The organism is Pseudomonas sp. NMI542_15 (assembly GCF_021283425.1).
In the GTDB taxonomy this organism is placed as follows: Bacteria; Pseudomonadota; Gammaproteobacteria; order Pseudomonadales; family Pseudomonadaceae; genus Aquipseudomonas; species Aquipseudomonas fortuita.
In genome coordinates this window covers 95,997-121,972 of record NZ_JAJSRO010000018.1, presented here as the reverse complement: position 1 = coordinate 121,972, position 25,976 = coordinate 95,997, and the positions used below count along the sequence as shown (strand labels likewise).

General features: G+C 60.8%; 26 protein-coding genes and 2 pseudogenes. 10 read left to right on the top strand and 18 right to left on the bottom strand.

The window, feature by feature from the left end:
- Positions 1-21: 21 nt before the first annotated feature.
- Complete coding sequence (locus tag LU684_RS22570) at positions 22-996, bottom strand: NAD-dependent epimerase/dehydratase family protein (protein ID WP_023048172.1); 975 nt, start codon at positions 994-996, stop codon at positions 22-24.
- Entirely contained in the window at positions 984-2,318 is a 1,335-nt protein-coding gene (locus LU684_RS22565) for a UDP-glucose dehydrogenase family protein (protein ID WP_232895062.1), read from the bottom strand. The genes LU684_RS22570 and LU684_RS22565 overlap by 13 nt, the downstream gene beginning before the upstream one ends.
- Positions 2,319-2,562: 244 nt before the next feature.
- On the opposite strand from LU684_RS22565, the gene LU684_RS22560 reads away from it, so the two are divergent.
- Positions 2,563-3,609, top strand: a complete 1,047-nt coding sequence (locus LU684_RS22560; protein WP_232895060.1) for a class I SAM-dependent methyltransferase — start codon at positions 2,563-2,565, stop codon at positions 3,607-3,609.
- A 108-nt stretch (positions 3,610-3,717) separates the two neighbouring features.
- On the opposite strand, the gene LU684_RS22555 is transcribed toward LU684_RS22560, so the two are convergent.
- The 6 genes from LU684_RS22555 to yghU all read right to left on the bottom strand — a co-directional run bounded on the left by LU684_RS22555 (position 3,718) and on the right by yghU (position 10,739).
- Positions 3,718-4,962 (bottom strand): saccharopine dehydrogenase family protein, encoded by a 1,245-nt coding sequence (locus LU684_RS22555; RefSeq protein WP_003248123.1) that lies wholly within the window; start codon positions 4,960-4,962, stop codon positions 3,718-3,720.
- A 33-nt stretch (positions 4,963-4,995) separates the two neighbouring features.
- The gene (locus LU684_RS22550) at positions 4,996-6,093 is read right to left on the bottom strand and encodes a carboxynorspermidine decarboxylase (protein WP_016486580.1); all 1,098 of its coding nucleotides are present in this window, start codon (positions 6,091-6,093) and stop codon (positions 4,996-4,998) included.
- A gap of 187 nt (positions 6,094-6,280) precedes the next feature.
- Positions 6,281-7,198: a pyridoxal-phosphate dependent enzyme gene (locus tag LU684_RS22545; RefSeq protein ID WP_060516581.1), complete on the bottom strand. Its 918-nt coding sequence runs from the start codon at positions 7,196-7,198 to the stop codon at positions 6,281-6,283.
- On the bottom strand, positions 7,195-7,869 hold the full coding sequence (locus LU684_RS22540) for a helix-turn-helix transcriptional regulator (RefSeq protein WP_232895058.1): 675 nt from the start codon (positions 7,867-7,869) through the stop codon (positions 7,195-7,197). Before LU684_RS22540 ends, LU684_RS22545 begins: the two co-directional genes overlap by 4 nt.
- A gap of 186 nt (positions 7,870-8,055) precedes the next feature.
- Positions 8,056-9,759 carry an amidase gene (locus LU684_RS22535; protein WP_016486583.1) on the bottom strand — a complete coding sequence of 568 codons (1,704 nt, stop codon included), beginning with the start codon at positions 9,757-9,759 and terminating at the stop codon, positions 8,056-8,058.
- Positions 9,760-9,899: 140 nt separating this feature from the next.
- Positions 9,900-10,739, bottom strand: coding sequence for a glutathione-dependent disulfide-bond oxidoreductase (gene yghU, locus LU684_RS22530; protein WP_023048169.1), 840 nt, complete (start codon positions 10,737-10,739; stop codon positions 9,900-9,902).
- Positions 10,740-10,939: 200 nt separating this feature from the next.
- Between yghU and LU684_RS22525 the strand changes: the two genes are divergently transcribed.
- A complete protein-coding gene (locus LU684_RS22525) occupies positions 10,940-11,974 on the top strand; it encodes an alpha/beta hydrolase family protein (protein ID WP_232895056.1) in 1,035 nt (344 codons plus the stop codon).
- Here the strand turns inward: LU684_RS22525 and LU684_RS22520 are convergent.
- From LU684_RS22520 to LU684_RS22510, 3 genes and pseudogenes are all read right to left on the bottom strand, one after another.
- Positions 11,948-13,141 (bottom strand): MFS transporter, encoded by a 1,194-nt coding sequence (locus LU684_RS22520; RefSeq protein WP_191087667.1) that lies wholly within the window; start codon positions 13,139-13,141, stop codon positions 11,948-11,950. The genes LU684_RS22525 and LU684_RS22520 overlap by 27 nt on opposite strands.
- 273 nt (positions 13,142-13,414) lie before the next feature.
- The gene (locus LU684_RS22515) at positions 13,415-15,001 is read right to left on the bottom strand and encodes an ABC-F family ATPase (protein WP_016486587.1); all 1,587 of its coding nucleotides are present in this window, start codon (positions 14,999-15,001) and stop codon (positions 13,415-13,417) included.
- Positions 15,002-15,033: 32 nt separating this feature from the next.
- Positions 15,034-15,383: pseudogene (locus LU684_RS22510) on the bottom strand (integrase).
- A gap of 101 nt (positions 15,384-15,484) precedes the next feature.
- On the opposite strand from LU684_RS22510, the gene trbK reads away from it, so the two are divergent.
- From trbK to LU684_RS30800, 4 genes and pseudogenes are all read left to right on the top strand, one after another.
- Positions 15,485-15,709, top strand: a complete 225-nt coding sequence (gene trbK / locus LU684_RS22505) for an entry exclusion lipoprotein TrbK (protein WP_016486673.1) — start codon at positions 15,485-15,487, stop codon at positions 15,707-15,709.
- A 131-nt stretch (positions 15,710-15,840) separates the two neighbouring features.
- A complete protein-coding gene (locus tag LU684_RS22500) occupies positions 15,841-16,038 on the top strand; it encodes a hypothetical protein (RefSeq protein ID WP_232895055.1) in 198 nt (65 codons plus the stop codon).
- Positions 16,039-16,650: 612 nt separating this feature from the next.
- A pseudogene (locus LU684_RS30805) lies at positions 16,651-17,427 on the top strand (PAS domain-containing protein); the annotation flags it as partial.
- Positions 17,410-17,964 (top strand): methyl-accepting chemotaxis protein, encoded by a 555-nt coding sequence (locus LU684_RS30800; protein WP_371262263.1) that lies wholly within the window; start codon positions 17,410-17,412, stop codon positions 17,962-17,964. The pseudogene LU684_RS30805 and the gene LU684_RS30800, both read left to right, overlap by 18 nt.
- A 40-nt stretch (positions 17,965-18,004) precedes the next feature.
- Here LU684_RS30800 and LU684_RS22490 read toward each other — a convergent pair whose 3' ends face one another.
- The gene (locus LU684_RS22490) at positions 18,005-18,571 is read right to left on the bottom strand and encodes a DUF1003 domain-containing protein (protein ID WP_232895052.1); all 567 of its coding nucleotides are present in this window, start codon (positions 18,569-18,571) and stop codon (positions 18,005-18,007) included.
- A gap of 122 nt (positions 18,572-18,693) precedes the next feature.
- On the opposite strand from LU684_RS22490, the gene LU684_RS22485 reads away from it, so the two are divergent.
- The 3 genes from LU684_RS22485 (at position 18,694) to LU684_RS22475 (ending at position 20,375) form a co-directional block, all read left to right on the top strand.
- Positions 18,694-18,984 carry a hypothetical protein gene (locus LU684_RS22485; protein WP_016486678.1) on the top strand — a complete coding sequence of 97 codons (291 nt, stop codon included), beginning with the start codon at positions 18,694-18,696 and terminating at the stop codon, positions 18,982-18,984.
- Between the two features lie 519 nt (positions 18,985-19,503).
- Positions 19,504-19,872, top strand: a complete 369-nt coding sequence (locus LU684_RS22480) for a hypothetical protein (RefSeq protein ID WP_024717649.1) — start codon at positions 19,504-19,506, stop codon at positions 19,870-19,872.
- Between the two features lie 194 nt (positions 19,873-20,066).
- Positions 20,067-20,375 (top strand): hypothetical protein, encoded by a 309-nt coding sequence (locus LU684_RS22475; protein WP_096426013.1) that lies wholly within the window; start codon positions 20,067-20,069, stop codon positions 20,373-20,375.
- Here the strand turns inward: LU684_RS22475 and LU684_RS22470 are convergent.
- From LU684_RS22470 to LU684_RS22460, 3 genes are all read right to left on the bottom strand, one after another.
- Positions 20,362-20,592 (bottom strand): hypothetical protein, encoded by a 231-nt coding sequence (locus LU684_RS22470; protein WP_232895065.1) that lies wholly within the window; start codon positions 20,590-20,592, stop codon positions 20,362-20,364. The two genes, LU684_RS22475 and LU684_RS22470, sit on opposite strands and share 14 nt — an antisense overlap.
- A gap of 157 nt (positions 20,593-20,749) precedes the next feature.
- Positions 20,750-20,950, bottom strand: a complete 201-nt coding sequence (locus tag LU684_RS22465) for a hypothetical protein (protein WP_095117156.1) — start codon at positions 20,948-20,950, stop codon at positions 20,750-20,752.
- 114 nt (positions 20,951-21,064) lie between these two features.
- Positions 21,065-21,379: a hypothetical protein gene (locus LU684_RS22460; protein ID WP_016486684.1), complete on the bottom strand. Its 315-nt coding sequence runs from the start codon at positions 21,377-21,379 to the stop codon at positions 21,065-21,067.
- Between the two features lie 231 nt (positions 21,380-21,610).
- Here LU684_RS22460 and LU684_RS22455 point away from each other — a divergent pair, with 231 nt between their 5' ends.
- Entirely contained in the window at positions 21,611-21,970 is a 360-nt protein-coding gene (locus LU684_RS22455) for a hypothetical protein (protein ID WP_016486685.1), read from the top strand.
- 85 nt (positions 21,971-22,055) lie between these two features.
- On the opposite strand, the gene LU684_RS22450 is transcribed toward LU684_RS22455, so the two are convergent.
- From LU684_RS22450 to LU684_RS22440, 3 genes are all read right to left on the bottom strand, one after another.
- Complete coding sequence (locus tag LU684_RS22450) at positions 22,056-23,237, bottom strand: hypothetical protein (protein ID WP_095117154.1); 1,182 nt, start codon at positions 23,235-23,237, stop codon at positions 22,056-22,058.
- Between the two features lie 51 nt (positions 23,238-23,288).
- A complete protein-coding gene (locus LU684_RS22445; RefSeq protein ID WP_016486687.1) occupies positions 23,289-23,768 on the bottom strand; it encodes a VOC family protein in 480 nt (159 codons plus the stop codon).
- Positions 23,769-23,878: 110 nt separating this feature from the next.
- Entirely contained in the window at positions 23,879-25,498 is a 1,620-nt protein-coding gene (locus tag LU684_RS22440; RefSeq protein WP_095117152.1) for an NADP-dependent glyceraldehyde-3-phosphate dehydrogenase, read from the bottom strand.
- Between the last annotated feature and the right edge of the window lie 478 nt (positions 25,499-25,976).

Here is a 25,976-nt window from a genome sequence, read left to right as displayed (position 1 = left end):
GTCTTGTTGTGAGTGCGCGGCTCAAACCCGGTAAAAATCCCGGTACCAGCCAACGAAAGCGTTAATGCCGTGTTCCAGCGATGTGCCCGGGGTGAAGTCGACCCAGCGCGCCAGCGAGCCCACATCGGCCCAGGTCTCCAGCACGTCTCCCGCTTGCAGTGGCAGGTAGTCGCGCTGGGCCTTGATGCCCAAGGCGTCCTCCAGACACTCGACGAAATGCAGCAGCCGCACCGGCTGGCCGCGACCGATGTTGAAAAGCTGGCAGGGCGGTCGCCCGTGGGCAGGCTGTGGTGGCTTCAGGCGCAGGCGCAGGATGCTTTCGACAATGTCGTCGATGTAGGTGAAGTCGCGCCCCATCAGGCCGTTGTTGTAGATCTCGATCGGGCGTCCTTCGAGCATGGCGCGGGTGAACTTGAACAGCGCCATGTCGGGGCGGCCCCAAGGACCGTAGACGGTGAAAAAGCGCAAACCCGTGGTCGGTAGGCGATACAGGTGCGCATAGCTGTGCGCCATCAGCTCATTGGCGCGCTTGCTGGCGGCATAGAGCGACACCGGCTGCTCGACCGGATCGTCGACGCTGAACGGCAGCTTGGCGTTGGCGCCGTACACCGAGCTGCTGGAGGCGTAGATCAAGTGGCGCGGCGGTTGCTGGCGGCAGGCTTCGAGCATATTGAGGAAACCGACCAGGTTGGCCTGGCCATAGGCGCCGGGGTTGTCCAGCGAATAGCGCACCCCGGCCTGGGCCGCCAAGTGGATCACTTCACTGAACGCCTGCCCGCTGAACAGCTGTTGCAGGTCGACGCTGTTGGCGATGTCGAGGGGCTGGAAGCGGAAATTGGCGAAGCTGGACAGCTGTTGCAGGCGCGCCCGTTTCAGCTCGACACTGTAGTAGGCATTGAGGTTGTCGATGCCGATCACCTCGATGCCAGCCTCGCACAGGCGGCACGCGACGTGGAACCCGATAAAGCCGGCCACACCGGTAATCAGTACGGGCATGCTGGCTGCACCTGGCCGCGGCCGATACCGTAGTAGGTCAGGCCGGCGGCGGTCATGCGCTCGGGTTCAAACAGGTTGCGGCCGTCGAACACCACTCGATCGGCCAACAGCTCCTGCACCTTGTCCAGATTCAGCACACGATAGTCCTGCCACTCGGTGACGATGACCAGCGCATCGGCGCCTTCCAGTGCATCGTCCTTGCACGGCACCAGTTGCAAATCGGCGCGCAGGCCGTAATGCCGAAGGATTTCGTCCATCGCCTGCGGGTCGTGGGCCTGTACTCGCGCGCCAGCAGCCCACAGCGCTTCCAGCAAGGTTCGGCTGGAGGCTTCGCGGATGTCATTGGTGTTGGGCTTGAACGACAAGCCCCACAGGGCGAATACCTTGCCCCGCAGGCCATCGGGATAATGCCGCTGGATCTTGCTGAACAGCCGACCCTTCTGATGTTCGTTGACCGACTCCACCGCACGCAGCAACTGCGCCTCGAAGCCTTCAGCCTCGGCGCTGCGGCGCAGGGCTTGCAGGTCCTTGGGGAAGCACGAGCCGCCAAAGCCGCAGCCGGCGTAGATGAAGTCGTAACCGATGCGCGGATCGGAGCCGATGCCGCGGCGCACCATTTCGATGTCGGCCCCCAGGTGCTCGGCCAGGTTGGCGATTTCGTTGATGAAGGAGATCTTGGTCGCCAGCATGCAGTTGGCCGCATACTTGGTCAGCTCGGCGCTGCGTGCATCCATGATCATGAGTTTTTCGCGGTTGCGGCTGAACGGCAGGTACAGCTCGCGCAACAACGCTACCTCGGCCGGTTCGGCGCCGCCGATGATGATGCGGTCCGGCCGCATGCAGTCGTCCACGGCCGAGCCTTCCTTGAGAAACTCCGGGTTGCTGATTACCTGGAAGCGAGCGGGGGCGGCGACGGACTGGGCTATGCGCGACTTGATGCGGTGCACCGTGCCGACCGGCGCGGTGGACTTGTTGACGATCACCGCGCCGTCAGCGTGTTCGAGAATGCTGTCGACCACGGCGAACACCTGCTTCAGGTCAGCGCTGCCATCGGCTTGCGGCGGTGTGCCGACTGCAATGAACTGCAGCCTGGCGTAGTTGGCTGCTGCCCTGGCGTCAGTGGTGAAGCGCAGGCGGCCACAAGCCAGGTTTTTTTCCAGCATCGGCGCAAGGCCGGGCTCGAAGATCGGACAATGGCCTTCATTGAGGGTGGCGACCCGCTCAGCGTCGACATCCATGCACAACACCGAGTGCCCCACCTGCGCCAGGCACACTGCCTGGGTGAGGCCGACATAGCCGGTACCGAAAACCGTGACTTTCATCGTTCAGCTCCTTGATAGGAAAGCTGAAAAAAAATGTCACAGTGTTGTTTAGGTTTTGTTACCTGATGGATGAATTGAGCCGCTATGTGGTCGGGATCCCGTTGCGTGCGGGCAGAAGATCTAGACTTACCCAGTGCTCGCGATAACGCGCTGTAGGGCGAGCACAAACCCTTGAACCGACCACCGCCTCCCCGGATCGGAGTTCCCTCGCTGGCGATGGCCTTCTTGCAGAGGAGGGCAGGTCATGGACGAGGCAAGGCTTCACGATTTCATGGGCAAGCTGGTGGGCGACATGGGCGCAGCGGCGACCCTGGCCAATGTCATCCTGGGCGACGAACTGGGGTTGTATCGAGCGATGGCCGATAGCCAGCCAATTACCCCCGAAGCGCTGGCGGAAAAAACCGGCTGCCATCCGCGGCTGATGCGCGAATGGCTGAACGCCCAGGCCGCTTCGGGTTATATGGCACACGTCAAGGGCTCTTTTGTGCTGCCCGAAGAGCAGGCCATGGCCCTGGCGCTGGAGGACTCCCCGGCTTATATGGCCGGTGGGGCCGCCGTGATCGCTGCGCTGTTCCATGACAAGGACAAGCTGGTCGCGGCCATGCGAGGCGATGGCGGGCTGGCCTGGGGGGACCACCACCCGTGCATGTTCAGCGGTACCGAGCGGTTTTTCCGACCCGGCTACCGTACGTTTCTGGTTGCTGAGTGGTTGCCAGCGCTCGAGGGTGTGGTGGCCAAGCTACAGGCGGGGGCCAAGGTCGCGGATGTAGGCTGCGGGCATGGCGCCTCGACGCTGGTCATGGCCCAGGCGTTTCCAGCGTCTACCTTCGTCGGCTACGACTATCACGGGCCTTCCATCACCACCGCCAACGATCGTGCGCGTGAGGCGGGGCTAGCCGAGCGGGTGAGTTTTCAGCAGGCCAGTGCGAAGGATTACCCGGGGCATGACCATGACCTGGTGTGCTTCTTCGATTGCCTGCACGACATGGGCGACCCGGTGGGGGCGGCCAAGCATGCCTATCGGGCGTTGAAGGCTGACGGCACGGTCATGCTGGTAGAACCTTTTGCCGAGGATTCGCTGGACGGCAACCTGACGCCGGTAGGGCGCTTGTTCTACGCAGCCTCTACCTTCATCTGCACGCCGAATTCACTGTCGCAGGAGGTGGGCTTGGGGTTGGGTGCGCAAGCCGGTGAGGCGCGCTTGCGGGCGGTGTTCGAGGAGGCGGGGTTCAGCCGCTTCCGGCGTGCGACGCAGACACCGTTCAACCTGATTCTGGAAGCTCGGAAGTAGGGTGTGGTCCTGCACGGGCCTTTTCGCGGGCTTGCCCGCTCCCACAGGATCATTACAGGGCCTGGAAACGCAGAAGGGGCGCCATGTGGCGCCCCTTCTGTTTGTTGCTTAGGCTTCAGCGTCCCAAGGACGATCGCCTTTTTCATCTTTGACGCGGGTTGGCAGGCCCATCACGTCAAGCGCCTTGAGGAACGGCTCGGCTGGCAGCTCCTCGACGTTGACCATGCGCTTGGCATCCCATTCGCCACGGGCAACCAGCAGGGCGGCAGCCACTGGCGGTACACCGGCGGTGTAGGAAATGCCCTGGCTGTCGGTCTCGGCGTAGGCTTCTTCGTGGTCTGCCACGTTGTAGATGAACACTTCGCGCGGCTGGCCATCCTTGGTGCCTTTGACCAGGTCACCGATGCAGGTCTTGCCGGTGTAGCCAGGGGCCAGGGAGGCCGGGTCTGGTAGAACGGCCTTGACCACTTTCAGCGGTACCACTTCCAGGCCTTCGGCCGTTTTTACCGGTTGCTCGCTGAGCAGGCCCAGGTTCTTCAACACGGTGAACACATTGATGTAGTGCTCGCCGAAGCTCATCCAGAAACGCACGTTCGGCACATTGAGGTTCTTCGAAATCGAGTGAACTTCGTCGTGGCCGGTCAGGTAAAGGTTCTGCGAGCCTACCACTGGCAGGTCGTCGGTACGCTTGACCTCGAACATGGTGTTGCTGGTCCACTGGCTGTTCTGCCAGCTCCACACTTGCCCGGTGAACTCACGGAAGTTGATTTCCGGGTCGAAGTTGGTGGCAAAGTATTTGCCATGCGAACCGGCATTGACGTCGAGGATGTCGATCGAATCAATGCTGTCGAAATACTGCTGCTGCGCCAGTTTGGCGTAGCTGTTCACCACACCCGGGTCGAAACCGACGCCGAGAATGGCGGTAATGTTCTTTGCCTGGCACTCTTCGAGGTGTTTCCACTCGTAGTTGCCATACCACGGCGGGGTCTCGCAAATCTTGCCCGGCTCTTCGTGGATGGCGGTGTCCAGATAGGCGACACCCGTATCGATGCAGGCACGCAGCACCGACATGTTGAGGAAGGCGGAACCTACGTTGATCACGATCTGCGATTCGGTCTCGCGGATCAGCGCCTTGGTTGCCTCGACATCGAGGGCATTGAGCGAGAAGGCCTGGATGTCGGCGGGTACCTTGAGGCTACCCTTGGCCTTGACGCTGTCGATGATGGCCTGGCATTTGGAGATGTTCCGTGACGCGATAGCGATACGACCCAGTTCGTCGTTATGCTGCGCGCACTTGTGGGCCACCACCTTGGCGACACCTCCTGCACCAATGATAAGAACGTTCTTCTTCAATTTACCTTTTGCTCCTTACTTGGAAAGCCGGCCTTACGACAGGCTGGAAACGTAGTCTTCGAAACCGAACTCGCGGACGACTTCGACGCTGCCGTCGAGTTGCTTGACCACGATGGATGGCATCTTCAGGCCGTTGAACCAGTTTTTCTTGACCATGGTGTAACCCGCCGTGTCGATGAACGACAGGCGATCGCCAATGGCCAACGGGCGATCGAATTGGTACTCGCCGAAAATGTCACCGGCCAGGCACGACTTGCCGCAGACCATGTAGGTGTGCTCGCCGTCGTTGGGGGCCATCTTGGCGTTGAGGCGGTAGATCAGCAGGTCAAGCAGGTGTGCTTCGATCGAACTGTCGACCACGGCCAGGTGCTTGCCGTTGTACAGGGTGTCGAGCACGGTCACTTCCAGCGAGGCGCTGTTGGTGATGGCTGCTTCGCCCGGCTCCAGGTACACCTGCACGCCGTACTTTTGCGAGAAGGCTTTGAGGCGCGCGCAGAAGGCGTCTACCGCATAGTCTTCACCGGTGAAATGGATGCCGCCACCGAGGCTGACCCACTCGACCTTGTGCAGCAGGTGACCGAAGCGCTCTTCGATGTGCGTGAGCATCTTGTCGAACAGGCCGAAGTCGCCGTTCTCGCAGTTGTTGTGGAACATGAAACCGGAGATCTGTTCGATCACCTGCTCGATCTTGGCAGGGTCCCATTCGCCCAGGCGGCTGAACGGACGTGCCGGGTCGGCCAGCAGGTAGTCAGAGCTGCTGACCTGCGGGTTGACGCGCAGGCCGCGCACTTTGCCTTCGGACTGTTCGGCAAAGCGCTGCAGCTGGCCGATGGAGTTGAAGATGATCTTGTCGCAGTTCTCGAGCATTTCCTCGACCTCGTCGTCGGCCCAGGCCACGCTGTAGGCGTGGGTCTCGCCGGCGAACTTCTGGCGGCCGAGCTTGAGCTCGAAGAGGGAGGACGAGGTGGTGCCGTCCATGTACTGCTGCATCAGGTCGAACACCGACCAGGTGGCGAAGCACTTGAGGGCGAGCAGCGCCTTGGCACCGGAGTGTTCGCGCACGTAGGCGATCTTCTCCATGTTGCTGAGCAGCTTGGTTTTATCGATGAGGTAATACGGCGTCTTGATCATTTAAAGGCCCCCGGCCAGGCCGGCCAAAAAAAGGACACGCATTGTGCCTTCACTTGCCGCAGACCGAAAGGGTGCGATACGCATTTCGTCAGGGTTGACGCCGTTGCGAGGGCATTTTTCCGGTTGCGGCGGGCTCAGTAGAACAGGCGCATGTGACTGTCGTAATCACCACCGACGGGCGGCAGCCTCAATCGGCTTGCTGCAACCACGCGTGAATCTGCTCAAGCGTTGCCGTAGCGCCACCACAAACCACCACCAGCACATTCTGGTAGTGCGCCAGGACGCCTGGCGCATACGCCAATGCCAGCGCCGCTCCACACGCTGGCTCGACCAGTACGCGATGGTCCAGCAGGAACCGCTCACAGGCTTCCAGCGCTGCGCGATCGCTGACCAGGTGGCTGTGCACCGGGTGTTGCTGTGCGCAGGCCAGCGCCTGATCGGCTACCCGCTTTGCCCCCAGCGATGTTGCCACCGAGGCGATGCGCTCCAGCTCGACCGAATGCCCCGCCTGCAGGGCCGCATGCAGCGACGCGGCGCCGTGGGTTTCCACCGCCAGCACCGGTACATCACCCCAGCCATTGCGCTGCAGCCCCTCGACCACGCCGCTGAGCAAGCCGCCACCCCCCACCGACAGCACCACGGCGTCCGGTTTGACGCCTGCTTCGGCGACTTCATCGATCAGGCTGGCATGCCCGGCCCACAGCAGCGGATCGTCAAACGGGTGGATGAACGCATCATCCGGCCCCACCAAGGTCTGCGCCAGGGCGTTGGCCTCTTGCCAGGAGCTGCCATGCACCACCACGTTGGCGTCTTCCAGGCGCAGCAACTCCTTGGCCCGCTCGGTGGTGGTCTCGGGGACTACCACGGTCACCGGCACACCCAGTTTGCGCCCTGCATAGGCCACCGCCAGGCCGGCGTTGCCGCCCGAAGACGAGATGAACTGCCGGGCGCCACGGGCCTGATGCACTTCGCAGGCATGGCCCACCCCGCGCAGCTTGAACGAGCCGCAAGGTTGCAGGGCATCGAGCTTGAGCCAGATGTTTCGGCCCGCGGCCAACGACAGGGAGCGGGATTCGATCAGGGGGGTGTGGATATGCAAGGTCATTGGCTGGTTCCGCGTAATTGTTCAAGGTAGTTGTAAATGGTGTAGCGGGTCACGCCGAGCGCACTGGCCGCCTTTTCCACGCCGCCTTTGACGATGAACAGGCCACGCTCCTGCATGACCCGCACCGCCTCGACCTTGGCCTGTTTGTTCATCCGGCCTTGGCCGCTGCGTTGCAGGGAAGCCTGGATGATCTCGCTCATCAGCAGCTCCATGTCGGCGGGTTCGCTGACGGCAGGCGTGGCCCCCAGCGGTTGGAACTGCTGGAGAAAGCTCATGGCGGCGTCCAGGCCGGTGACGTCGGTGTTGACGCATAGGCTGGCGAAGGGGTGGCCGGTGCTGTCGCGAAAGATCGCAGTGGCGCTGCGCAGGGTGCGGCCCTTGAGCGTGGTGGGGTAGTCGGGTAGTACCACCGGCTCGCTGCCGTGCTGGTCGGCCGAGGCCTGCATCAGTGCCTTGAAGCCTTGATCCTGCTCTGGGGCGGCGAGGATCGGGCTGCCGACGCTGCGGCCGGAGAGGTGACCGTTGACGATCGCCACCACGGAATGCTCCGGGTGGTCCAGGTCGTGCAGCAGGATTTCCATGTTGCGTGAGGCGACGCTGCCCAAGGCCTGGATGGCGGCCTTGAGCACCGTGAGGGTGAGGTGGCGTTCTTCGCTGGGGGGGATAGGCATGGCACATCGCAATATCAACGTTTTGTGTATTTTTACACATAAAGTTGAATTGTGCGATCTGTGGTGGTTGTACCGGCCCATCGCGGGCAAGGCAGCGCCCACAGGTACTGCACGACCCTTGAGGTTTGCAGTTTCCTGTGGGCGCTGGCTTGCCGGCGATGAGCCGCAAAGCGGCCCTTGTAAAAGTCAGCCCAGCGCCGGGGTGCGCGGCGGAATCATACGGCGCGAGCCAGTCGCCTCGAAGGCTGCACCAAAGCTCAACAACGCATTGTCACTGTAAGCCCGCCCGGCAAAGGTCAGCCCCACCGGCATGCCGATGTCGGCCATCACCCCCATTGGCACGGTGACGGTCGGCACACCCAGGTGACGGATCGCCAGGTTACCGTTGGCCACCCAGATACCGTTGCTCCAGGCGATGTCCGCTGATGCCGGGTTGACATCGGCATCAGCCGGGCCCACATCGGCCACTGTCGGGAACAGCACAGCGTCCAGGCCCAGATTGTCCATCCAGTCTTCCAGGTCCAGTTTGCGCGTGTGCTCCAGGCCACGCAGGCCGTCGGGCAAGGTCTCGATCTGGTCCCAGGTCTTCAGCCCGCGCTTGGCCATGTTGACGTACTCGTCCATGCCGGCGGCCAGGTCGTCTTCGCGGTTGGGCAGGGTGCCCGGGTCGTGGGGGAAAATCTGTGGGCCATCGACATCGGCCAGGCGGTTGAGCTTCGGGTCGCCGTTGGCGCGCAGGAAGTCGTCAAAGGCCCACCCCGACAGCTCCCACAGCTCGTCATGCAGGAACTCCTTGCTGACGATGCCACGGTTGTAAACGGTCGGTGCGCCCGGGCGGTCGCCCTCGCAGTTCGACACCAGCGGAAAGTCCACTTCCAGCACTTCGGCGCCGGCCGCCTCCAGAGCCTGGCGTGCCTGTTGCCACAAATCAATCACAGTGGCACGGGTGTTGATGCGTTGGCCAGTCGGGCCACCGATGCCTGGTTTTTCGCAGGTGCCTGCTTCGGCATCGGCATTTATATACATGCGCGGTACGCCAAAGCGTTTGCCCTTGAGTGCGCTGGCATCCACTGCCAGGTCCAGATAAGAAGCTGGGCGCACGGTGGATGCCGCCGGTATTGGCACCCAAGGTTGCAGACGCCACAGGTCGCCGCGCTTGTCAGCGTCATCGGCGACCACCACGTCGAGGATTTCCAGCAGGTCGGCCATGGTGCGGGCGTAAGGAACCACCACGTCCATGGTCGGGGTCAGCGGCCAGTTGCCACGCACCGAAATCACGCCGCGCGAGGGGGTGTAGGCGCACAAGCCATTGTTGGACGCCGGGCCACGGCCACTGGACCAGGTTTCCTCAGCCAGGCCGAAGGCACTGAAGCTGGCGGCGGTGGCGGTGCCGGCACCGTTGGATGAGCCCGAGGCGAAGGGCGCAGTCAGGAAGTTGGCGTTGTACGGGCTTTCGGCGCGGCCATACACGCCGCGCTGCATGCCACCGTTGGCCATGGGCGGCATGTTGGTTTTGCCCAGGCACACAGCACCCGCGGCGCGCAGGCGCTCGATGGTGAAAGCGTCGCGCTGGGCGACCAGATCCTTGAAGGCAGGGCTGCCGGAAGCGGCGGTCAGGCCTTTGACCAGGTAGCTGTCCTTGGCGGTGTAGGGAATGCCATCCAGCGGGCTCAGGACCTGGCCTTGAGCGCGGCGGGCGTCGGAGGCCTCGGCTTCTTTCAGCGCCTCGGGGTTGCGTACCACGACAGCGTTCAGGGCGGTGGCGGTGTCGGCGCCATCGTAGGCGTCGATGCGCGCCAGGTAGGCCTTGACCAGCTCGACCGCCGTCGTGCGGCCCGACTCGAGCGCGTCGCGCAGCTCGGCAATGGAAACCTCGGTTACCTCGATCATGCGTTCACCAAAAAAATGTGCAGGTGGGGGCTAATGCGAGGAGTGTACAAGAAGGGCTTGGCGGACGCAGGTTTGCGCGGGGGCAAATGGTTTTATGCAAGCGGGCATTGTCGGGGTCGCACAGCGACCCCGGCTAACCCTCAATCCAGGTCCTGCGCCGCATGCCGCTCGGGCACCTGGCTGGCCTCATCACCCCACGTGCGGTTTACCCGCGTTCCGCGCTGCACCGCCGGGCGCAGGGCAATTTCCTCGGCCCAGCGCTGCACGTTGGGATACTCATCCACCGCCAGGAATTCTGCCGCGTCATACAGGTTGCCGCGCACCAGCTGGCCATACCACGGCCACACGGCAATATCGGCAATGCTGTACTCATCACCGCCCAGGTAGCGGCTCTCGGCCAGGCGGCGGTCGAGCACGTCCAGTTGACGCTTGGCCTCCATGGTAAAGCGGTTGATCGCGTATTCGATTTTTTCCGGGGCATACACGTAGAAGTGACCGAAGCCACCGCCCAGGTAAGGCGCCGCGCCCATCTGCCAGAACAGCCAGTTCAGGCTCTCGGCGCGTGTAGCGGGCGATTTTGGCAGCAGTGCGCCGAACTTGTCTGCCAGGTACAGCAGGATCGAACCCGATTCGAATACCCGCACAGGCGGTTCGACGCTGCGGTCGAGCAGGGCAGGGATTTTGGAATTGGGGTTGACCTGGACGAAGCCGCTGGAAAACTGGTCGCCCTCACCAATGCGGATCAACCAGGCATCGTACTCGGCTGCGGTATGGCCCAAGGCAAGCAGCTCTTCAAGGGCAATGGTGACCTTGACGCCATTGGGGGTGGCCAGGGAGTAAAGCTGCAGAGGGTGGTTGCCTAGCGGCAGGTCCCTGTCGTGTGTCGGGCCGGCAACAGGGCGGTTGATGCTGGCGAACTGGCCGCCGGACGCTGCTTCATTGCGCCAGACCTTGGGTGGCACGTAGGCGGGCTTGCTCATGCATGAATCTCCTTCATTGGCGCGAAACGGTCACGTAAAGACGTGGACCTGTATCTATGCCACGGGTTCGACGCCATGCGCAAATGCATAGGGTGCGCGCGCAACGTGCATGACGAGGGTTTCATCCAGTTTTCATCCGGCGCACGCCAGGCCGGCTTTATGCTGGGCTATCGCTTCGCCCTGCAAGGAACCGCCGGCCGATGACTATTCCCCGCTGCGTGTTGGCGCTGGTCCTGCTCGGCGGCCTGCTGGCCCATGCCGAGGCTGGGCCCCGGGTTGTCGGCCTGCACCACATGACCTTGGCCGACCCGGTCGATAGCCGGCCGATGCAAGCACTGGCGTTCTACCCCGCTATCGGTAAACCCCGTAGCAGCCGTATAGACGGCTATCCAGTCGAGGTGGCTGAAGAGGCACCCGTCGCCACGGGCCGGTTCCCGTTACTGGTATTGTCCCACGGCAATACCGGCAGCCCATTGGCGCTGCATTACCTGGCAACTTCGTTGGCGCGGCGAGGCTTTGTGGTGGTGGCAGTCGTGCACCCTGGGGACAATGCCCACGACCACAGTCGTCTGGGTACTCTGAGCAATCTGTATGGCCGGCCGCTGCAAGTCAGCGCCGCCATCACCGCAGCCCGCGATGATGCTTTGGTCGGGGCTTACCTGGATGAAGGCAAGGTGGGCGTGATCGGTTATTCAGCCGGTGGCGAAACCGCGTTGATCCTTTCCGGTGCGCGCCCGGACCTGGACCGCCTGCGCCAGTACTGCCTGGAGCGTCCGACCGACGCCGACGCCTGCAAGACCCACGGCATCTTGATTGCCGACCGCAGCGAACTGGCGCCGCAGGCCGACCAGCGGGTAGGGGCGGTGATGCTGATGGCGCCGTTGAGCCTGCTGTTCGGGCGCCATGCCTTGGCGGGGGTTCAGGTGCCAGCGCTGATCTACAGCGGTGATAGCGACCAGCTGGTGGCGGTGGACCGCAACGCCGAAGCTCTGGCCCGCAAGCTGCCGGTCACTCCCGATTATCGCCTGTTGGCCGGCGCCGGCCACTTTGTGTTCATGGCCCACTGCGACGCCGAGCAGTACGCGCGGATGCCGGCGCTGTGCAAGGATGCCGAGGGTGTGGATCGCCGCCATATCCATCATTCGCTGGCGCGTGAAACGGCGGCGTTCTTCAGCCAGGCGCTTGGCGCGCCGCAACTGGCCGAGCGATCAGCCGCGGCGAGCGCGCCGCGATAGCAACAGCGTTAGGCCCACCCCGGCCAGGGCGAGCAGGGCAGCCACGCAGAAGATCGAGGCATAGCCCAGGTGTACGGCTACTGCGCCCATCAGCGGGCCGGCGATAGCCAAGGCCATATCGAAGAACACCGCATAGGCCCCCAGCCCCGCGCCGCGGCTGTTGCTGGGGACCTGCCTGATTGCCTCGACGCCCAGCGCCGGGTACACCAGCGACAGCCCGAAACCGGTAAGCCCCGCGCCGACCAGTGCCCAGGCCGGCGCAGGCGCCAGCCACAGCAGGCTCAGGCCCAGCACTTCGGTGGCCATGCAGGCGACCGCCACGTTGTAGCCACCAAACCGGTTGACGGCATTGACGAATAAAAGCCGCGAAATGATGAAGCACACCCCAAACGCACTGAGGCACCAGGCTGCGCCCAGCCAACCTCGCTCCAGGTAGTACAAGGTGACGAAGGTGGTCAGGGTGCCATAGCCGATCGAAGCCAGGGTCAGGCCAAGACCGCACGGTGCGACCCGGGCAAACGCCGACCAGAATGGCAGGCGCTCGCCGCGCGCCACCACCACATCGGGGCGCTTTCGCAACACCAGCAGGGCAAGGGTTGCCAGCATCAGCAAAGCAGGCCCCAGCACGCTGAAGTCCAGCCCATCCACGGCCAATACGCCCAGTGGCGCGCCAATAGCGATGGCGCCGTAGGAGGCGATACCGTTCCATGAGATCACCCTGGCGGTGTGTTCGGGGCCGACCTGGCTGATGCCCCAACTCAAGGTAGCCACGCCGATCAGCCCCTGGGCGATGCCGAGCAGCAAACGGCCGCCAAGCAACAACGCGAGGCTCAGCAGTGGCAGCGTCAGGGTCCAGGCCGATAACAGCGTCAATACCCCGCAGCCGGCAATCCCCAGCAGGCCGAAGCGGATGGCTCGCTTGCCCCCGAGGGTGTCTGCAACGCGCCCGGCAAACGGGCGGCTCAGCAGGGTGGCCAGATATTGCAAGCCGATGGTCACCCCGGCGATCACCGCACCAAAGCCCAGCTGGTCGTGCACGTAGCCGGGTAACACCGCAATGGGCAGGCCGATGCAGAGGAAGGCAATGAAGGTGTAGAAAACGATCGACAGGATCTGCAGGGTGATGTGCAGCGTATGGCTGGCGGGGGCAGGTTGTTGCGCGGTCATGGGCTCTTTCGCGGGCGGGCGGTTGGGCGTGGTCCCATCATGGCCGTTGTGCGAAGGAAAAGAAAGCAGGCTAACGAATTATTCGCCAGGGTGTGGCTGTGGCAGCGGACTTGTCCCCTGAATGGGAGTACGCGGTGCCTGGCACCGGCTTCGCCGGTGTTCGCGGGGCAAGCCCGCTCCCACACGTCCCCTGCTTGACTGGGCTCTTGGGAGCGGGCGTGCCCGCGAAAAGGCCGGCCCAGCCATGCAACATGGCCAGGCCTTACACTTCGATCAGACCAGTACGCCTTGGCTGCGCAGGTAATCGTCGTAGGTACCGCTGAAGTCCACCACGCCATCGGGCGACAGCTCGATGATGCGCGTGGCCAACGACGACACGAACTCGCGGTCGTGGCTGACGAACAGCAAGGTGCCCGGGTAGTTTTCCAGCGCCAGGTTCAGCGCCTCGATCGACTCCATGTCCAGGTGGTTGGTTGGCTCATCCATCACCAGCACGTTCGGCTTTTGCAGGATCAGCTTGCCGAACAGCATGCGGCCTTGCTCACCACCGGAAATCACCTTCACCGACTTGAGGATCTCGTCGTTGGAGAACAGCATGCGCCCCAGGGTGCCGCGAATCACCTGTTCGCCGGAGGTCCACTGGCCCATCCAGTCGAACAGGCTCAGATCGTCTTCAAAGTCGTGAGCGTGGTCCTGGGCGTAGTAGCCCACTTCTGCGCTGTCGGTCCATTTCACCGAACCTGCATCCGGGGTCATTTCGCCGACCAGAGTGCGCAGCAGGGTAGTCTTGCCAATACCGTTGGGGCCGATGATCGCAACGCGCTCACCCGCCTCGACGGTAATGTCGAAGTTCTTGAACAGCACCTTGTCGTCGAAGGCTTTCGCCATCTTCTCGACCACCACCGCCTGGCGGTGCAGTTTTTTGGTCTGCTCAAAGCGAATGAACGGGCTGACACGGCTGGAAGGTTTGACTTCGGCCAGCTGGATCTTGTCGATCTGCTTGGCACGCGAAGTCGCCTGCTTGGCCTTGGAGGCGTTGGCCGAGAAGCGGCTGACGAACGTCTGCAGTTCGGCGATCTGCGCCTTTTTCTTGGCGTTGTCCGACAGCAACTGCTCACGCGACTGGGTGGCCGCCGTCATGTACTCGTCATAGTTGCCTGGGAACAGGCGCAGCTCGCCGTAATCCAGGTCGGCCATGTGGGTGCAGACGCTGTTGAGGAAGTGGCGGTCGTGGGAAATGATGATCATGGTGCTGTTACGCGCCGTGAGGATCGTTTCCAGCCAGCGGATGGTGTTGATATCCAGGTGGTTGGTTGGTTCGTCGAGCAACAGCACGTCCGGGTCCGAGAACAATGCCTGGGCCAGCAGGACACGCAGCTTCCAGCCTGGCGCCACTTCGCTCATCGGGCCGAAGTGCTGTTCCAGGGGGATACCCAGGCCCAGCAGCAGTTCACCGGCGCGCGATTCGGCAGTGTAGCCGTCCATTTCGGCGAATTCGGTTTCCAGCTCGGCGACGGCCATGCCGTCTTCTTCGGTCATTTCCGGCAGCGAGTAGATACGGTCGCGCTCGGCCTTGACCTTCCACAGCTGGCTGTGGCCCATGATCACGGTGTCGATCACGGTGAATTCTTCATAGGCGAACTGGTCCTGGCGCAGCTTGCCCAGGCGGGTGTTCGGTTCCAGCATCACCTGGCCACCGGAAGGCTCCAGGTCACCGCCGAGGATCTTCATGAAGGTCGACTTGCCGCAACCGTTGGCGCCGATCAGACCGTAGCGGTTGCCGTTGTTGAATTTTACGGAAACGTTTTCAAACAGCGGCTTGGAGCCGAACTGCATGGTGATGTTAGCGGTAGAAATCAAGTGCTTGTCCTGCGGGGGTTCCAGAGGTGTATTTAGGCCCTCGCGTCAGGTTTGGGCCAATTTTGGGCCAATTCGACTCGGGGCGGCAGCTTCTCCAGCTCCCTCCAGTCCGAGGAGGAGCTGATCCATTTCGCGTAAGTAGAGAGCAACATCTCGACGCTGTGGCGAGCTGGTTCGCAATGAACGCGGGGTTCATACCAGGCATCAGGCACAGGGTCGCATAGGTGTGGCGGGTGTCGTACTGGCGGCGCTCACGGATGTTCAGCGCGTTGAGCGCCGATTTGAAGTGGCGGATTGTAACACTTGGTTCGTTGATCCACAGCCCAACTTTGCTCGGCTGGAACACAAAGGGGCTGACCGGGTGCAGTGATTTGGACGCCATGCACCGGAGTGTGCCCGTTCGCTGGACCTGGGTGAGGGGCGTTCTTTGCGATGCTGGTCGAGGTTTGCTATAACGCCCGACCACTTCAAAGGAATGAGCTCATGTCACGCAAAGCATTGGTTTTCTTCTCTGCCGCCGCGTTCTCTGCAGTGGTTCTGGCGGGCTGCAAAGAAGATGCCGTCGACACAGCAGCCTACGAGCCGACTGGCGAACACTGTCAGCCCGACTATCTGAAAACGCTTCCAGACAACAAGGCGCGCGAAGACCTGGTCGAAAAGTGCATGACCAGTGGCGCTTACAAGAAGTCAGAGCCGAAGACCTGGTAACGTCCGTGCTTCAGTCAACGCCGCCTCATCAGGCGGCGTTTTGGTTTGAGGAAGTGCTGGCGGGCAGCGAGGTGTGGGTACATGCGGCAGGCAGCTGATATGCTTCGTCGCCTACCAAAAGGAGAGTGGTGATGCATTTGGGTAAGAGGCTTCGGGCGTTCCAGCGATGGTTCAACCCGAGGCGCAGGCGGTGGGCTGGCGTGACGCTGATCGCGCTTGGGGTGGTCGGAATGTTTCTCAACCCGGCAAGCCGGTGGACCATGGTGCTAGGAACTGGGATCTACTGGTTCTTCACCGCCTTGCCGCCCGTCCTCGGCGGCAAGCGTTGAGGCGCTGGCGGGCAGCGCCAGAGGGTGAGGCGGCTACTGCGTTTTCCAACATCGGTCCTTTGAGTCGTCCAATCACGGGGGCGAATCTGCGATAAGGCATGCGGCCGCTGGGGTTTGATGTCATATTGATTACACAGGAACATCGGCCCGTGTCCACGAGCCAGTCCTTCAGGCCTTACCTCCAGATGCCAAGCAACGTTGATTTTCGCTTCACGGCTCATCGGCAGCTCCTTGATCTGGAAGCCTGTACATCAAGGCTCATGTACCTGGTTGCTGCGGGTGAGATCCACGGCGCTATCTGGGATGATGCCGTGGTCTGCCAGATGAAATCGCATGATGCCTGGCTTCAGTTCTTGAGCCAGAGATCTCAGCCTTCGCTACCCGCGTGATCCAGAATCGCAGAGGAATCTGTGATTTTCAGCAGTGTCCCTAAACACCTGCAATGTTGTGCGTTCAGCCGCGCGTCCAAGCCTGTAGCAATTTATCTGCCGGCCTGGAATTTTTCATCACCCCGCCCGTATACCCATCATGCTGCAATTAAAAATTGACTGGATGCTCTAGAACAATGGGCCCATCTCGATAATTGCTTACCCAGCACACTTGGAGCCTGTCATGTTCAACCGCAATCTCAAAAAAATGCTGCAAGAGCAGAGCGCGGAGCTGCATCAGTTACGTCAGCAGGTCGAGCAGATGGACAGAGGCATGCTCACCATAAGGCTGGATGCACAGTTTCGTATCTGCGCATTTAACCGACAGTTCTCGGAAACCTTGGGGTATTCTGAGGAGCGCCTGCTGGGGCGCCCGCTCGCGGAGATCGTGCCGCCGTACGTTAAAGACCTGCCTTGTTTTCACGCGTTCAATCAAGCTGTAGCGCGTTTTGAACCCGTCAATGACGAATATCGCTACCTCCGCGCGGACGGCACGCTTGCTTGGTTGAAAATCTATTGGCTCCCTATTCGAGACCACGACGCGAGCCTTGGCTATGTCCAGGGTTACGGCAGTGAAATCACCCGTACCGTGGAGCAGGCGAAGGAAAATGAAGCGCTGATCCAGGCGCTGGTTCGGTCCACTGCCGTCATTGAATTTAACCTGGATGGCACCGTCATCACAGCCAACAAGCAGTTTCTCGATGCCATGAGCTACTCATTAGGCCAAATTGCAGGAAAACATCATCGTTTGCTCTGCCCTGCCGAAGAAGCGGCATCGCCCCAGTATGAAAGTTTCTGGAAGACGCTCAACCGTGGCGAGTACGTTGCAGACCGATTCAAACGCGTCGATGGCCGTGGAAGTGTTATCTGGCTCGAGGCCACTTATAACCCTGTACATGACACTGAGGGCAAGCTGTCTAAAGTTGTGAAGTTTGCGAGTGTCGTGACGGACCAGGTCGCACGCGAGCAAGAGGTAAAGGATGCAGCGGGTGTCGCGTACGCCATATCCCGGCAAACGGATTCGAGCGCGGAGCGTGGCGCTGTGGTCGTGACGCGAACGGTGGAGACCATGCGCAGTATCGCTGAACAAATGAACGCGGCAACCGAGAGCATCGAAGCGCTTGGCAAACAGTCTGCGTTGATCAGTTCTATCGTTAAAACCATTGGCGGAATTGCTTCGCAGACGAATCTGCTAGCACTGAATGCAGCTATCGAAGCCGCGCGTGCGGGTGAGCAAGGTCGAGGCTTCGCTGTGGTTGCTGATGAGGTGCGCAAACTCGCTGGTCACACCAGTTCGGCCACCGAGGAAATCGTTAGCGTGGTCCAACAAAACCAGGCGCTTGCGGATCAAGCCGTTAGCGAAATATTCAGCAGCCGGGCAAAAGCTGAGGAAGGCTTGGCATTGGCTAATGAAGCCGGCACCGTCATCCTGGAAATTCAAAGCGGCGCTAAACAAGTGGTCGGGGCAGTTGGCCGCTTTGCGAATGAGGTGAGGTAGGACGAAACAGCGCTGCGCAGGCAACTGCAGGGGTAAGGGATTAATCGTTATTACCCAAAGGCGCATGCACTGAGGCCGCAAGCAAATGCGCGTGCATCTGCGATGTAAGGAGCTCAATCCGTTCACTCATTTGCTTTGTGACTTCTGTGAGGTGTGTGTTTTGCTCCAGCAACTGCAGAAGCTGCTTGCTTTGCATCTCCGCGTCCCGTTGACGTCGTTGATTGGCCATGGCAATCGCTTCTCGATGTCGCGCATCTGCTTCGGCTGTTGCTTTGTCACGGTCGGCTTGGCGGGTTTGAGCCAGAAGAATCAGAGGGGCCGCGTAGGCCGCCTGCAGACTAAACGCCAGATTCAATAGAATGAAGGGATAGGGATCGAACGCTGACAGCCCCGATAGGCTGATCCCCATCCATATCAGAACCACCAGTGACTGAGACCCTAGAAACAACGGCGTGCCAAAGAAGCGCGCGAAAGCTTCCGCCCTGCGGGCAAAAACATCGTTACCAAACGGGTGGTGCATATGTTCATGGGCGCGGTGAAACCTGAGATGGTCAACATCTTCAAGAGCTTCATGAGGGACAGGCTGCGCAGAGATTGACGGTTGCATCTGCTGGCTCCGTGGTGGATGGCCATTTCAGTCTAGACTAGCCCGCGAGCGCATACTGCAGAGGGTTGCTATGATGGCCCTCTATTGCTTTTGTCACGATCAATTCACTTAAGGAGCGTGAGATGACACGTTTATTGCTGGCTGCCTTGATGCTGGCATCGGGCGCGGCCCAGGCCGGGATTCCACTGCTGAACGCAACGTGCCCCGGCAACATTGAGGTCCATGCGGACAAAGGTGGGCCGATCTATATCAATGGCAAGGAAGGGAAGCTGAAGAAGTTCAACGATAACTACTTCGAAGCCAAAGGCAGCGGGGTGACTGTTTCATTGTCGATCAACCCCGACGGTTCGCCCGACGTATCGTATACCGGCAAGAACAAAGCCAACGGCGTATGTCAGGTAAAGGCATCGTAGAAGATCGCCACGTTTGAGCGCAGTGGCAGCCGTTGGCTGGGCATCGGTGCTGGAACGGTAATTGCTTTGCTCCTGAGACATTGATCACGCGGAGAGCGCCGACATGACTCAGGATGACCGCTATTACATGGTTTTCGTTGTGGCAACTGTACTGGTCCTGGACCTGGTGGCAACCTTGGTCTTTCTCAAGGCCATTGCCTGACCCCGAGAGTGGGTACGGTAATACTCGGGGTTGGGGGCATTTGTAGTTGCTTATGCCTATGCGACGCCAGCCGTCCTGAACCTCAGATAAAACTGCGGGCGGGGAGCGCGGCGCCCAAACTTGCAGACCTGGCGGACGCAGGACAAGCTGTAGAAGAGGACATTTATTGCGCCGCCAATGCAGCCTGAACCCATATAGCAAATGAACCTATGGCATGGCTGTCATTGAGCAGTAATATGGCTCACGACAACTAAAAAATGGCGTGCTACTTGGCAACACTTTCCTAAGTTCTCGAGGGGGCAGCAGGGGCGTGTCGCGTGAAGAGCTCAATATCGGTAGCAGGTGCATTACTCGTTTCCACGTTCGCCACATTGTTCACGGCCGGGTGCGCACAAAACCCCGACGTGCGTGATGGTCATGACTCTACCTCTGGCAGCACCGCTAAGAGCCCACCCGCGTATCTGGGGTGCGTGAAGGGTGAACTGCCCGGGAATGTGAAAACCTACGAGGTTGATGGCGATAACTCGGTGAGACTGTTCATCGAAAGCACCGACCCCAGCAAGGCAGATGGCCTTGTGGAGTTGCGCAGCACAGCAGGCCAGCATCAGTTCACAGCCTATCAACGTGATGCCTGGTACGACCATGGGAGGTTGCTGGATGCCGCGTTGATGTGTTCAAAAGCATGATCATCTAACCGCCAGAGACAAAATGCCCGCCGTCGAGAGCGGGCTTTTTGCTGGTGGGCCCTGCCGCCGTTCTTATTCGAACGTGGCAGTCCTGAACTGGGCAGTGCTGGTTTTGCATTTGCCTGCCGTGCCCGCGATAATCCACGCATTTGGATGGAGAACACTGGGTGGAAGCAAGAAGCGCAGTCGCCGAAATGTTCATTGGGATCCCGACGCATTTCTGGGTGTTGCCCGTTGCCGGCCTGGTTGCGTACTACGGGCTGAAGGGTGCCGCCAGGTTCAGCAATCGTAGCACCCTGCTGCAAACATCGACTTACCTGCTATTGTTGGCCTTGGCGGTGCTGCCCAACGGCTTTTATGCCTTGTTCCCACCCACGCCCGACCCGGATGTGCTGTTGAATCACGCGCCATTGCCCAACTACGCGGGGCGTTTCTACCTGGATGCGTTCTACGTCTTCAGTGGCTGGGCGCTGAGCAAAGTGGTGAAGCTCAGGTTGAGCTGAAGCTAGCACCTCCAATGTCGTCGATTTTTGCAGCGACAGCGCGCAACTCGTCTGCTACCACATTGATGGACCTGATGTGCGCCGTGACATCAATCTCGCTCTGCGAACTGGCACGCGCCTCCATGAACCTGGCGTGGCCACTCATGGCCTGACTGAGCTTTTCCAGATGATCGGCTGTACTGACCAGATCGGACTTGATGCTGAGAAGCGTTTCCATGGTGCTAAAGGCCTTCCGTGTCTGTTGCTTCAACCGTTCCATGAGCATCGCCTCAGGGCAGGGTGAAACGCAACAGATTTGTGGAAAGCGCAGCCTTGCCCGAACGCTGGAGCGCTTGTGCGACCCTTATGGTGGGGCCGGTGCGGCTTGAGGGGGCTCAGCTGTTTTCCTGCACCTGTAGCACCGAACCCTTGTCGTCGGTCACCAGCAATCCACTGGTGCGGGTGCCGTCTAAGTGTTGCTCGGCAAGTGGCACATCCGAGGACCGAAAGATGCTACGGCTCTGTTCACCGGTTTTAAGGGTGACGAGTTTGCCGTTCTGGTAGAAGAAGCGCGTGATGTTGGCGTTCTTTTGCATGGTGTGTATTTCCTGGCCGAGTCGCGGTGAGGTGCCCCATTGGCAGTTCACTTTCTCAACGTTCGGCTACCCATGCTACTGGCAGAAATATCAGGTCCCCACCAGTGAGCCCGCTCAGGCTTCGTCCTGCAACCGCCCGGGGCTGAAGAAAAACGAGGCCACCACCACCGCTGTGATCACGCCTGCTGCATCTGCAATAAACAGCAGCAGAGCACCTGGACCACCAAGCGCCAGGTGCTTGCCCAAGGCAAAGTCCACACCGTGCGGGCATGCGGCGATCGTTAGCAGCATGGCAGCCAGCAGGCCAGAGAGGAGCCTCATGTAGACGCTGCCGAATGCCAAGCCATAGGCCCAGAACACGAAAATACAGAGCACGGCCAAGCCGGTGGAGGTTGCATATTGGGCGAGTATTTCCAGCCACCAGAGCATGGGGTTCTCCTGAACAAAGCCGGCCGGTATTGCCGTTGCCTGATGTTGATGAGAAGCAGGGCAGAATGACTTCGTTCCCTGGATTCAAACAATTAATTGCAGTGACCGGGCGCCAGTAAACAACCCGCGATGTGATGGTGTTGTCACTGGCGCGTCGTTGCTGTGTCAATGGCGCGAAAATTCACCAGCAAGACCTTGGTTGGTTAGAAACTTTGGACAACCCTCGTTAGAATGCAGCGTATCCCTGACGGCCAATTGCAAATGCCTACTTTTCGTATCTTCATCGCTTCTGCGTTGGTTGCCAGCCTTGCTGGCTGCGCGACGCCCGGCAAACCCACTGCCAGCAAGCTGACCAAAAAAACGCCGCAGGTGTACGCCGCCTGTGTCCTGCCCAAGTGGCAGGTTCTGGCACCCCAGGCCACGCAGAAGTCGATTGCCCACGGGTATCGGCTGACGGCATCCAGTGCGGTGGCAAGTGACGATGTACTGGACGTGGTTGACTCTCGTGAAGGCAGCCGCGCGACCTTCTACAAGGGCAGCTTCCTGTCTGGCGACAAATTGCGCCAGGCTGCCAAGGACTGCCTGGACTGAGTCAATAGCCCGGGATCCTGGGGCCGCCTTGCGTCCCTGTCACGACACATGACTGTGCCTGCCCGGGGCATGTACCGGCCGCAATTCAGCGTTCGCGCATGAAGAAACCGGCAACAAACTTGCGGAAGGTTTCCAGGCTCTTGAAGTCGGCGTAGCGCTTGAAGTTTTCGGTGTCCGGCTCGGGCCCAATCGGCTGTTCGAGGAGCGACACTGACAATACCCGGTCCTGGTCCGAGGTCATCACCAGCTCATCCATCACCTGGCCGCCGATCACCGGCCGGCGCATTTGCACCTTGACGCCCTTGCTGGCCATCCAGTCGATCAGCGACACCAGGGCCTTGAGTGGCTCGCGTTCTTCATCGCGGTACACCGGGAACAGATGCGCGCGCGATAGCACCGGCACGCTGGCCACATGGATCAGCTCATAGAAATGGCTACCGGCGCTGGTCGGCGAGTAGATCATCAGTGCCAGCAACGGCCCGCTGGTACGGCTACCGCCCCAGTACAGGTGGTGCCCCTGGAAGTCGAAGCCGTCTTCACTGCGATTGTTGAACAGCTTGCGCCCTTTGATCTGGTCGACGCAGTCCAGCATCAGCCCGTGGCGGCGATGGTTGCCGAACAGTGTGGATTCACGCAGCCGGGACTTGAGCATCATCATGTGCTTCATGTCCAGCCGGGTTTCCAGGTAGTTGCTGGCAGGTATCCGCTCCAGCAGCGGGTAGCGACTGGCCACGCTGCGCAATTCGGCAAACTGCGTGGTCAGGTCCTTCTTCAGGTGAGTGGCGTAAAGGTTGAGGCCGCTGGTCTCGATCCAGGTAAGCAGCAGCGACAGCAGGCGCTGTTGCTCGCGCCGGTCGTTGCCATCGCTTGCGGCACTGGCGGTACCGGCGCGAAAGTCACCCATCAGGCGCAGCGGCGTGTCGGGCGGCAGCCAGGCGGCAGGTGGTGCGGGATCGTCTTCGCGTTCGGCGGCTTCCCGCTCGTCTTTGGTAAACGGGCAACCAGGGGCATGCTCGGCAGTGCCCGGGTTGTTCTTGAGGAACAATGTGCCGGTATTGCCGTTAAGGGTGACATTGAGCACCGGCAGGGCGTCGTTGCGGCAGTCGCAGGCCAGCCATTGGTTGGCGTTGCGAACCTTCATCAGTAGCTGGTTCGCCTGCAGCAGGCGCGGGCCGACGAGGCTGCCGGTGGCAAAACCGACCAGCAGATCCTCTTCAGCGGGGGTCAGGCTGCGCACCTGCGCAGCGGTTTTGTCGATGATTCGCATGAAGCAGCTCCAGGCTACGAGCCTCAAGCTTCAAGCAAAGTGGCGCCGCTTTCAACTTGCCGCTGGGTTACCGCCGAACATCTTCGCTGCGCGGGCGCGAATTTCGTCAGGGCTCAGGTCCTCCTTGTGGGTCGAGACGAACCAGATATTGCCGAACGGGTCTTTCAGGGTGCCACTGCGGTCGCCATAGAACTGGTCGGTCAAGGGGTGCAACTGCGTGCCGCCAGCCGCCAGGGCTTGGGCGTAGACCTTGTCGCAGTCCTCGACATACAGGTGCAGGCCCACGCCTGCGCCGCTGAGCTTCTGGCTGGCGGTAAGGCCGCCTTCCATGTCGCAGGGGTCGCCCAGCATCAGCGACGAATCACCGATCTTGAGTTCGGCATGGCCCACACGGCCACCAGGAGCATCAAGGCGGAACATTTCGACCGCACCGAAGGCCTTCTTGTAGAACTCGATGGCCTTGGCGGCGTCGTTGATGGCCAGATAGGGGGTGATGCTGTGCTGGCCTTCGGGGATGGGTTTGACTGCCATGTTCGACTCTCCGTTGCAGTGGGCGCCGGATGGCGCCCTGTTGCTTAGAGTCGTTTGCGCCGATGGACAATCGACAATGCCGCTAGATCGATTTTCTATAAGCGCGGCCGTCAGAAGATGTAGTCGGTGGTCAGGAAGCTCGACTGGCGATTACGGATGATTTCGCTGATCAGTTCTTTGTTGGCCTCCTGGAAGCGGGTGGCGACCAGGGTGCGGATGGAGAACACGCGCAAGGCGTCATGCACAGACAGAGTGCCTTCGGCGCTGTTCTTGCGGCCGTTGAACGGGTAGGTGTCGGGGCCGCGCTGGCACTGCGCGTTGATGTTGATGCGCCCGACCTGGTTGGCGAAGATGTCGACCAGGCTACCGATGGTCGCCGGATCGTTGCCGAACAGGCTCAACTGCTGGCCGTAATCGGAGTCCAGCACGTAGTCGATGACGGTTTGCAGGTCGCGGTAGGGCACCACGGGTACCAGGGGGCCGAACTGCTCTTCGTGGTACACGCGCATGTCGTTGTTAACCGGGTACAGCAAGGCCGGATAGAAGAACGAGCCGCGGCTTTGCCCGCCACCTGCGTTGAGCACGCGTGCGCCCTTGGCCGTGGCATCGGCGACCAGGCCGTCAAGGTAGTCGACCTTGCCGGGCTCCGGCAATGGCGTCAGCGCGACGCCCGGTTCCCAGGGCATGCCGGGCTTGAGCGCGGCCAGCTTGCGCTGGAACTTGTCGAGGAAGGCGTCGACCACGTGCTCGTGGACGAACAGGATCTTCAGCGCTGTGCAGCGCTGGCCGTTGAACGACAGCGCGCCGGTAACCGCCTCTTCGACAGCGTTGTCGAGGTCGACCTGCGGCAACACGATGCCTGGGTTCTTGGCATCCAGGCCCAGCGCGGCGCGCAGGCGATGCGGGCGTGGGTGCAGCTTTTTCAGGTCGCTGGCTGCCTTGTGTGTGCCAATGAAGGCGAATACATCGACCTTGCCGCTGGCCATCAGCGCGCTCACCGTTTCCCGGCCGCGGCCATAGATCACGTTGATCACCCCCGGCGGGAAACTGTCGCGGAAGGCTTCGAGCAACGGGCGGATCAGTAGCACACCGAACTTGGCCGGCTTGAACACCACGGTGTTGCCCATGATCAGCGCCGGGATCAGGGTGGTGAAGGTTTCGTTCAGCGGGTAATTGTAGGGCCCCATGCACAACGCCACACCCAGCGGCGCGCGGCGGATCTGGCCGAGGGTGCCTTGTTCCAGCTCGAAGCGGCTGGAGCGGCGGTCGAGGTCCTTGAGGGCATTGATGGTGTCGACGATGTAGTCGCAGGTGCGGTCGAATTCTTTTTCTGAATCCTTGAGGTTCTTGCCAATCTCCCACATCAGCAGCTTGACCACGGCCTGGCGCTGCTCGCGCATACGGGCCAGGAAGTTTTCGACATGCTGGATGCGTTCGGCCACACGCATGTTCGGCCAGGCACCGCGGCCCTTGTCGTAGGCCTGCACGGCGGCGTCGAGGGCCGTAAGGGCGGTGTCCGCGTCGAGCAGCGGGGCGCTACCCAGTACCACCTGGCGTTCCTCTGCGCCCTCCTTCAGCCATACCGGGCTGCGCACCGTGGCCAAGGGGCCGTCCCACTGCCTGAGTTCGCCGTTCACCAGGTAGTCGCGTTGTTCCATTGGGGCTCCCAGGCGCCAGGTTTCCGGAATGTTCTCGGCGCTGGGGAAGAGTGAATCGAGCAGACGGTCCATAGGTACTGCACCTCACATTGCGGGGCTGGTTCAAAGCAGGGTGAATCGCTTCAGCATGGAGCATGCACCGGCTGCCGGCAAAACACCAGTCTGGCTCAATCGGGCCGTGGGTGCTTGCCAAATGGCCCGGCAGCCACCGCAAAAGCGTTCAGGCATGTCGACGTTTCTTTTATGCAAAGAAGATATCAAATGCTAATTATCAATAGCCAAGTGGTAATGAAAGGCCGTGTGCGTCGGCACGCTTATAGCAAACTTGCAATTGGCGTGGGTTTTCACGCAGGAAATTTGACGCCATCAAACTTGATCTAAAGTCAGCTAGAAGCCGCTTGCCAAAGCGTTTGCAGGCATCTTAAATTGTTACTGAATGTGATAAGCAAGTTTCAGGGCAAACTATAAAAATCAAAGCGTTAAGTGTTTTTGCTGATTTTTTCTCTTTGTCAGATAGACCATAAAGCCCTTCAAAGGACGTCGAAGAAAA

Coding starts and splice junctions, on each gene's coding strand:
- LU684_RS22570 (WP_023048172.1), bottom strand. CDS start 996: ATGCCCGTACTGATTACCGGTGTGGCCGGCTTTATCGGGTTCCACGTC.
- LU684_RS22565 (WP_232895062.1), bottom strand. CDS start 2,318: ATGAAAGTCACGGTTTTCGGTACCGGCTATGTCGGCCTCACCCAGGCA.
- LU684_RS22560 (WP_232895060.1), top strand. CDS start 2,563: ATGGACGAGGCAAGGCTTCACGATTTCATGGGCAAGCTGGTGGGCGAC.
- LU684_RS22550 (WP_016486580.1), bottom strand. CDS start 6,093: ATGATCAAGACGCCGTATTACCTCATCGATAAAACCAAGCTGCTCAGC.
- LU684_RS22545 (WP_060516581.1), bottom strand. CDS start 7,198: ATGACCTTGCATATCCACACCCCCCTGATCGAATCCCGCTCCCTGTCG.
- LU684_RS22540 (WP_232895058.1), bottom strand. CDS start 7,869: ATGCCTATCCCCCCCAGCGAAGAACGCCACCTCACCCTCACGGTGCTC.
- LU684_RS22535 (WP_016486583.1), bottom strand. CDS start 9,759: ATGATCGAGGTAACCGAGGTTTCCATTGCCGAGCTGCGCGACGCGCTC.
- yghU (WP_023048169.1), bottom strand. CDS start 10,739: ATGAGCAAGCCCGCCTACGTGCCACCCAAGGTCTGGCGCAATGAAGCA.
- LU684_RS22525 (WP_232895056.1), top strand. CDS start 10,940: ATGACTATTCCCCGCTGCGTGTTGGCGCTGGTCCTGCTCGGCGGCCTG.
- LU684_RS22520 (WP_191087667.1), bottom strand. CDS start 13,141: ATGACCGCGCAACAACCTGCCCCCGCCAGCCATACGCTGCACATCACC.
- trbK (WP_016486673.1), top strand. CDS start 15,485: ATGTCACGCAAAGCATTGGTTTTCTTCTCTGCCGCCGCGTTCTCTGCA.
- LU684_RS22500 (WP_232895055.1), top strand. CDS start 15,841: ATGCATTTGGGTAAGAGGCTTCGGGCGTTCCAGCGATGGTTCAACCCG.
- LU684_RS22490 (WP_232895052.1), bottom strand. CDS start 18,571: ATGCAACCGTCAATCTCTGCGCAGCCTGTCCCTCATGAAGCTCTTGAA.
- LU684_RS22485 (WP_016486678.1), top strand. CDS start 18,694: ATGACACGTTTATTGCTGGCTGCCTTGATGCTGGCATCGGGCGCGGCC.
- LU684_RS22475 (WP_096426013.1), top strand. CDS start 20,067: ATGTTCATTGGGATCCCGACGCATTTCTGGGTGTTGCCCGTTGCCGGC.
- LU684_RS22470 (WP_232895065.1), bottom strand. CDS start 20,592: ATGGAAACGCTTCTCAGCATCAAGTCCGATCTGGTCAGTACAGCCGAT.
- LU684_RS22465 (WP_095117156.1), bottom strand. CDS start 20,950: ATGCAAAAGAACGCCAACATCACGCGCTTCTTCTACCAGAACGGCAAA.
- LU684_RS22460 (WP_016486684.1), bottom strand. CDS start 21,379: ATGCTCTGGTGGCTGGAAATACTCGCCCAATATGCAACCTCCACCGGC.
- LU684_RS22455 (WP_016486685.1), top strand. CDS start 21,611: ATGCAGCGTATCCCTGACGGCCAATTGCAAATGCCTACTTTTCGTATC.
- LU684_RS22450 (WP_095117154.1), bottom strand. CDS start 23,237: ATGCGAATCATCGACAAAACCGCTGCGCAGGTGCGCAGCCTGACCCCC.
- LU684_RS22445 (WP_016486687.1), bottom strand. CDS start 23,768: ATGGCAGTCAAACCCATCCCCGAAGGCCAGCACAGCATCACCCCCTAT.
- LU684_RS22440 (WP_095117152.1), bottom strand. CDS start 25,498: ATGGACCGTCTGCTCGATTCACTCTTCCCCAGCGCCGAGAACATTCCG.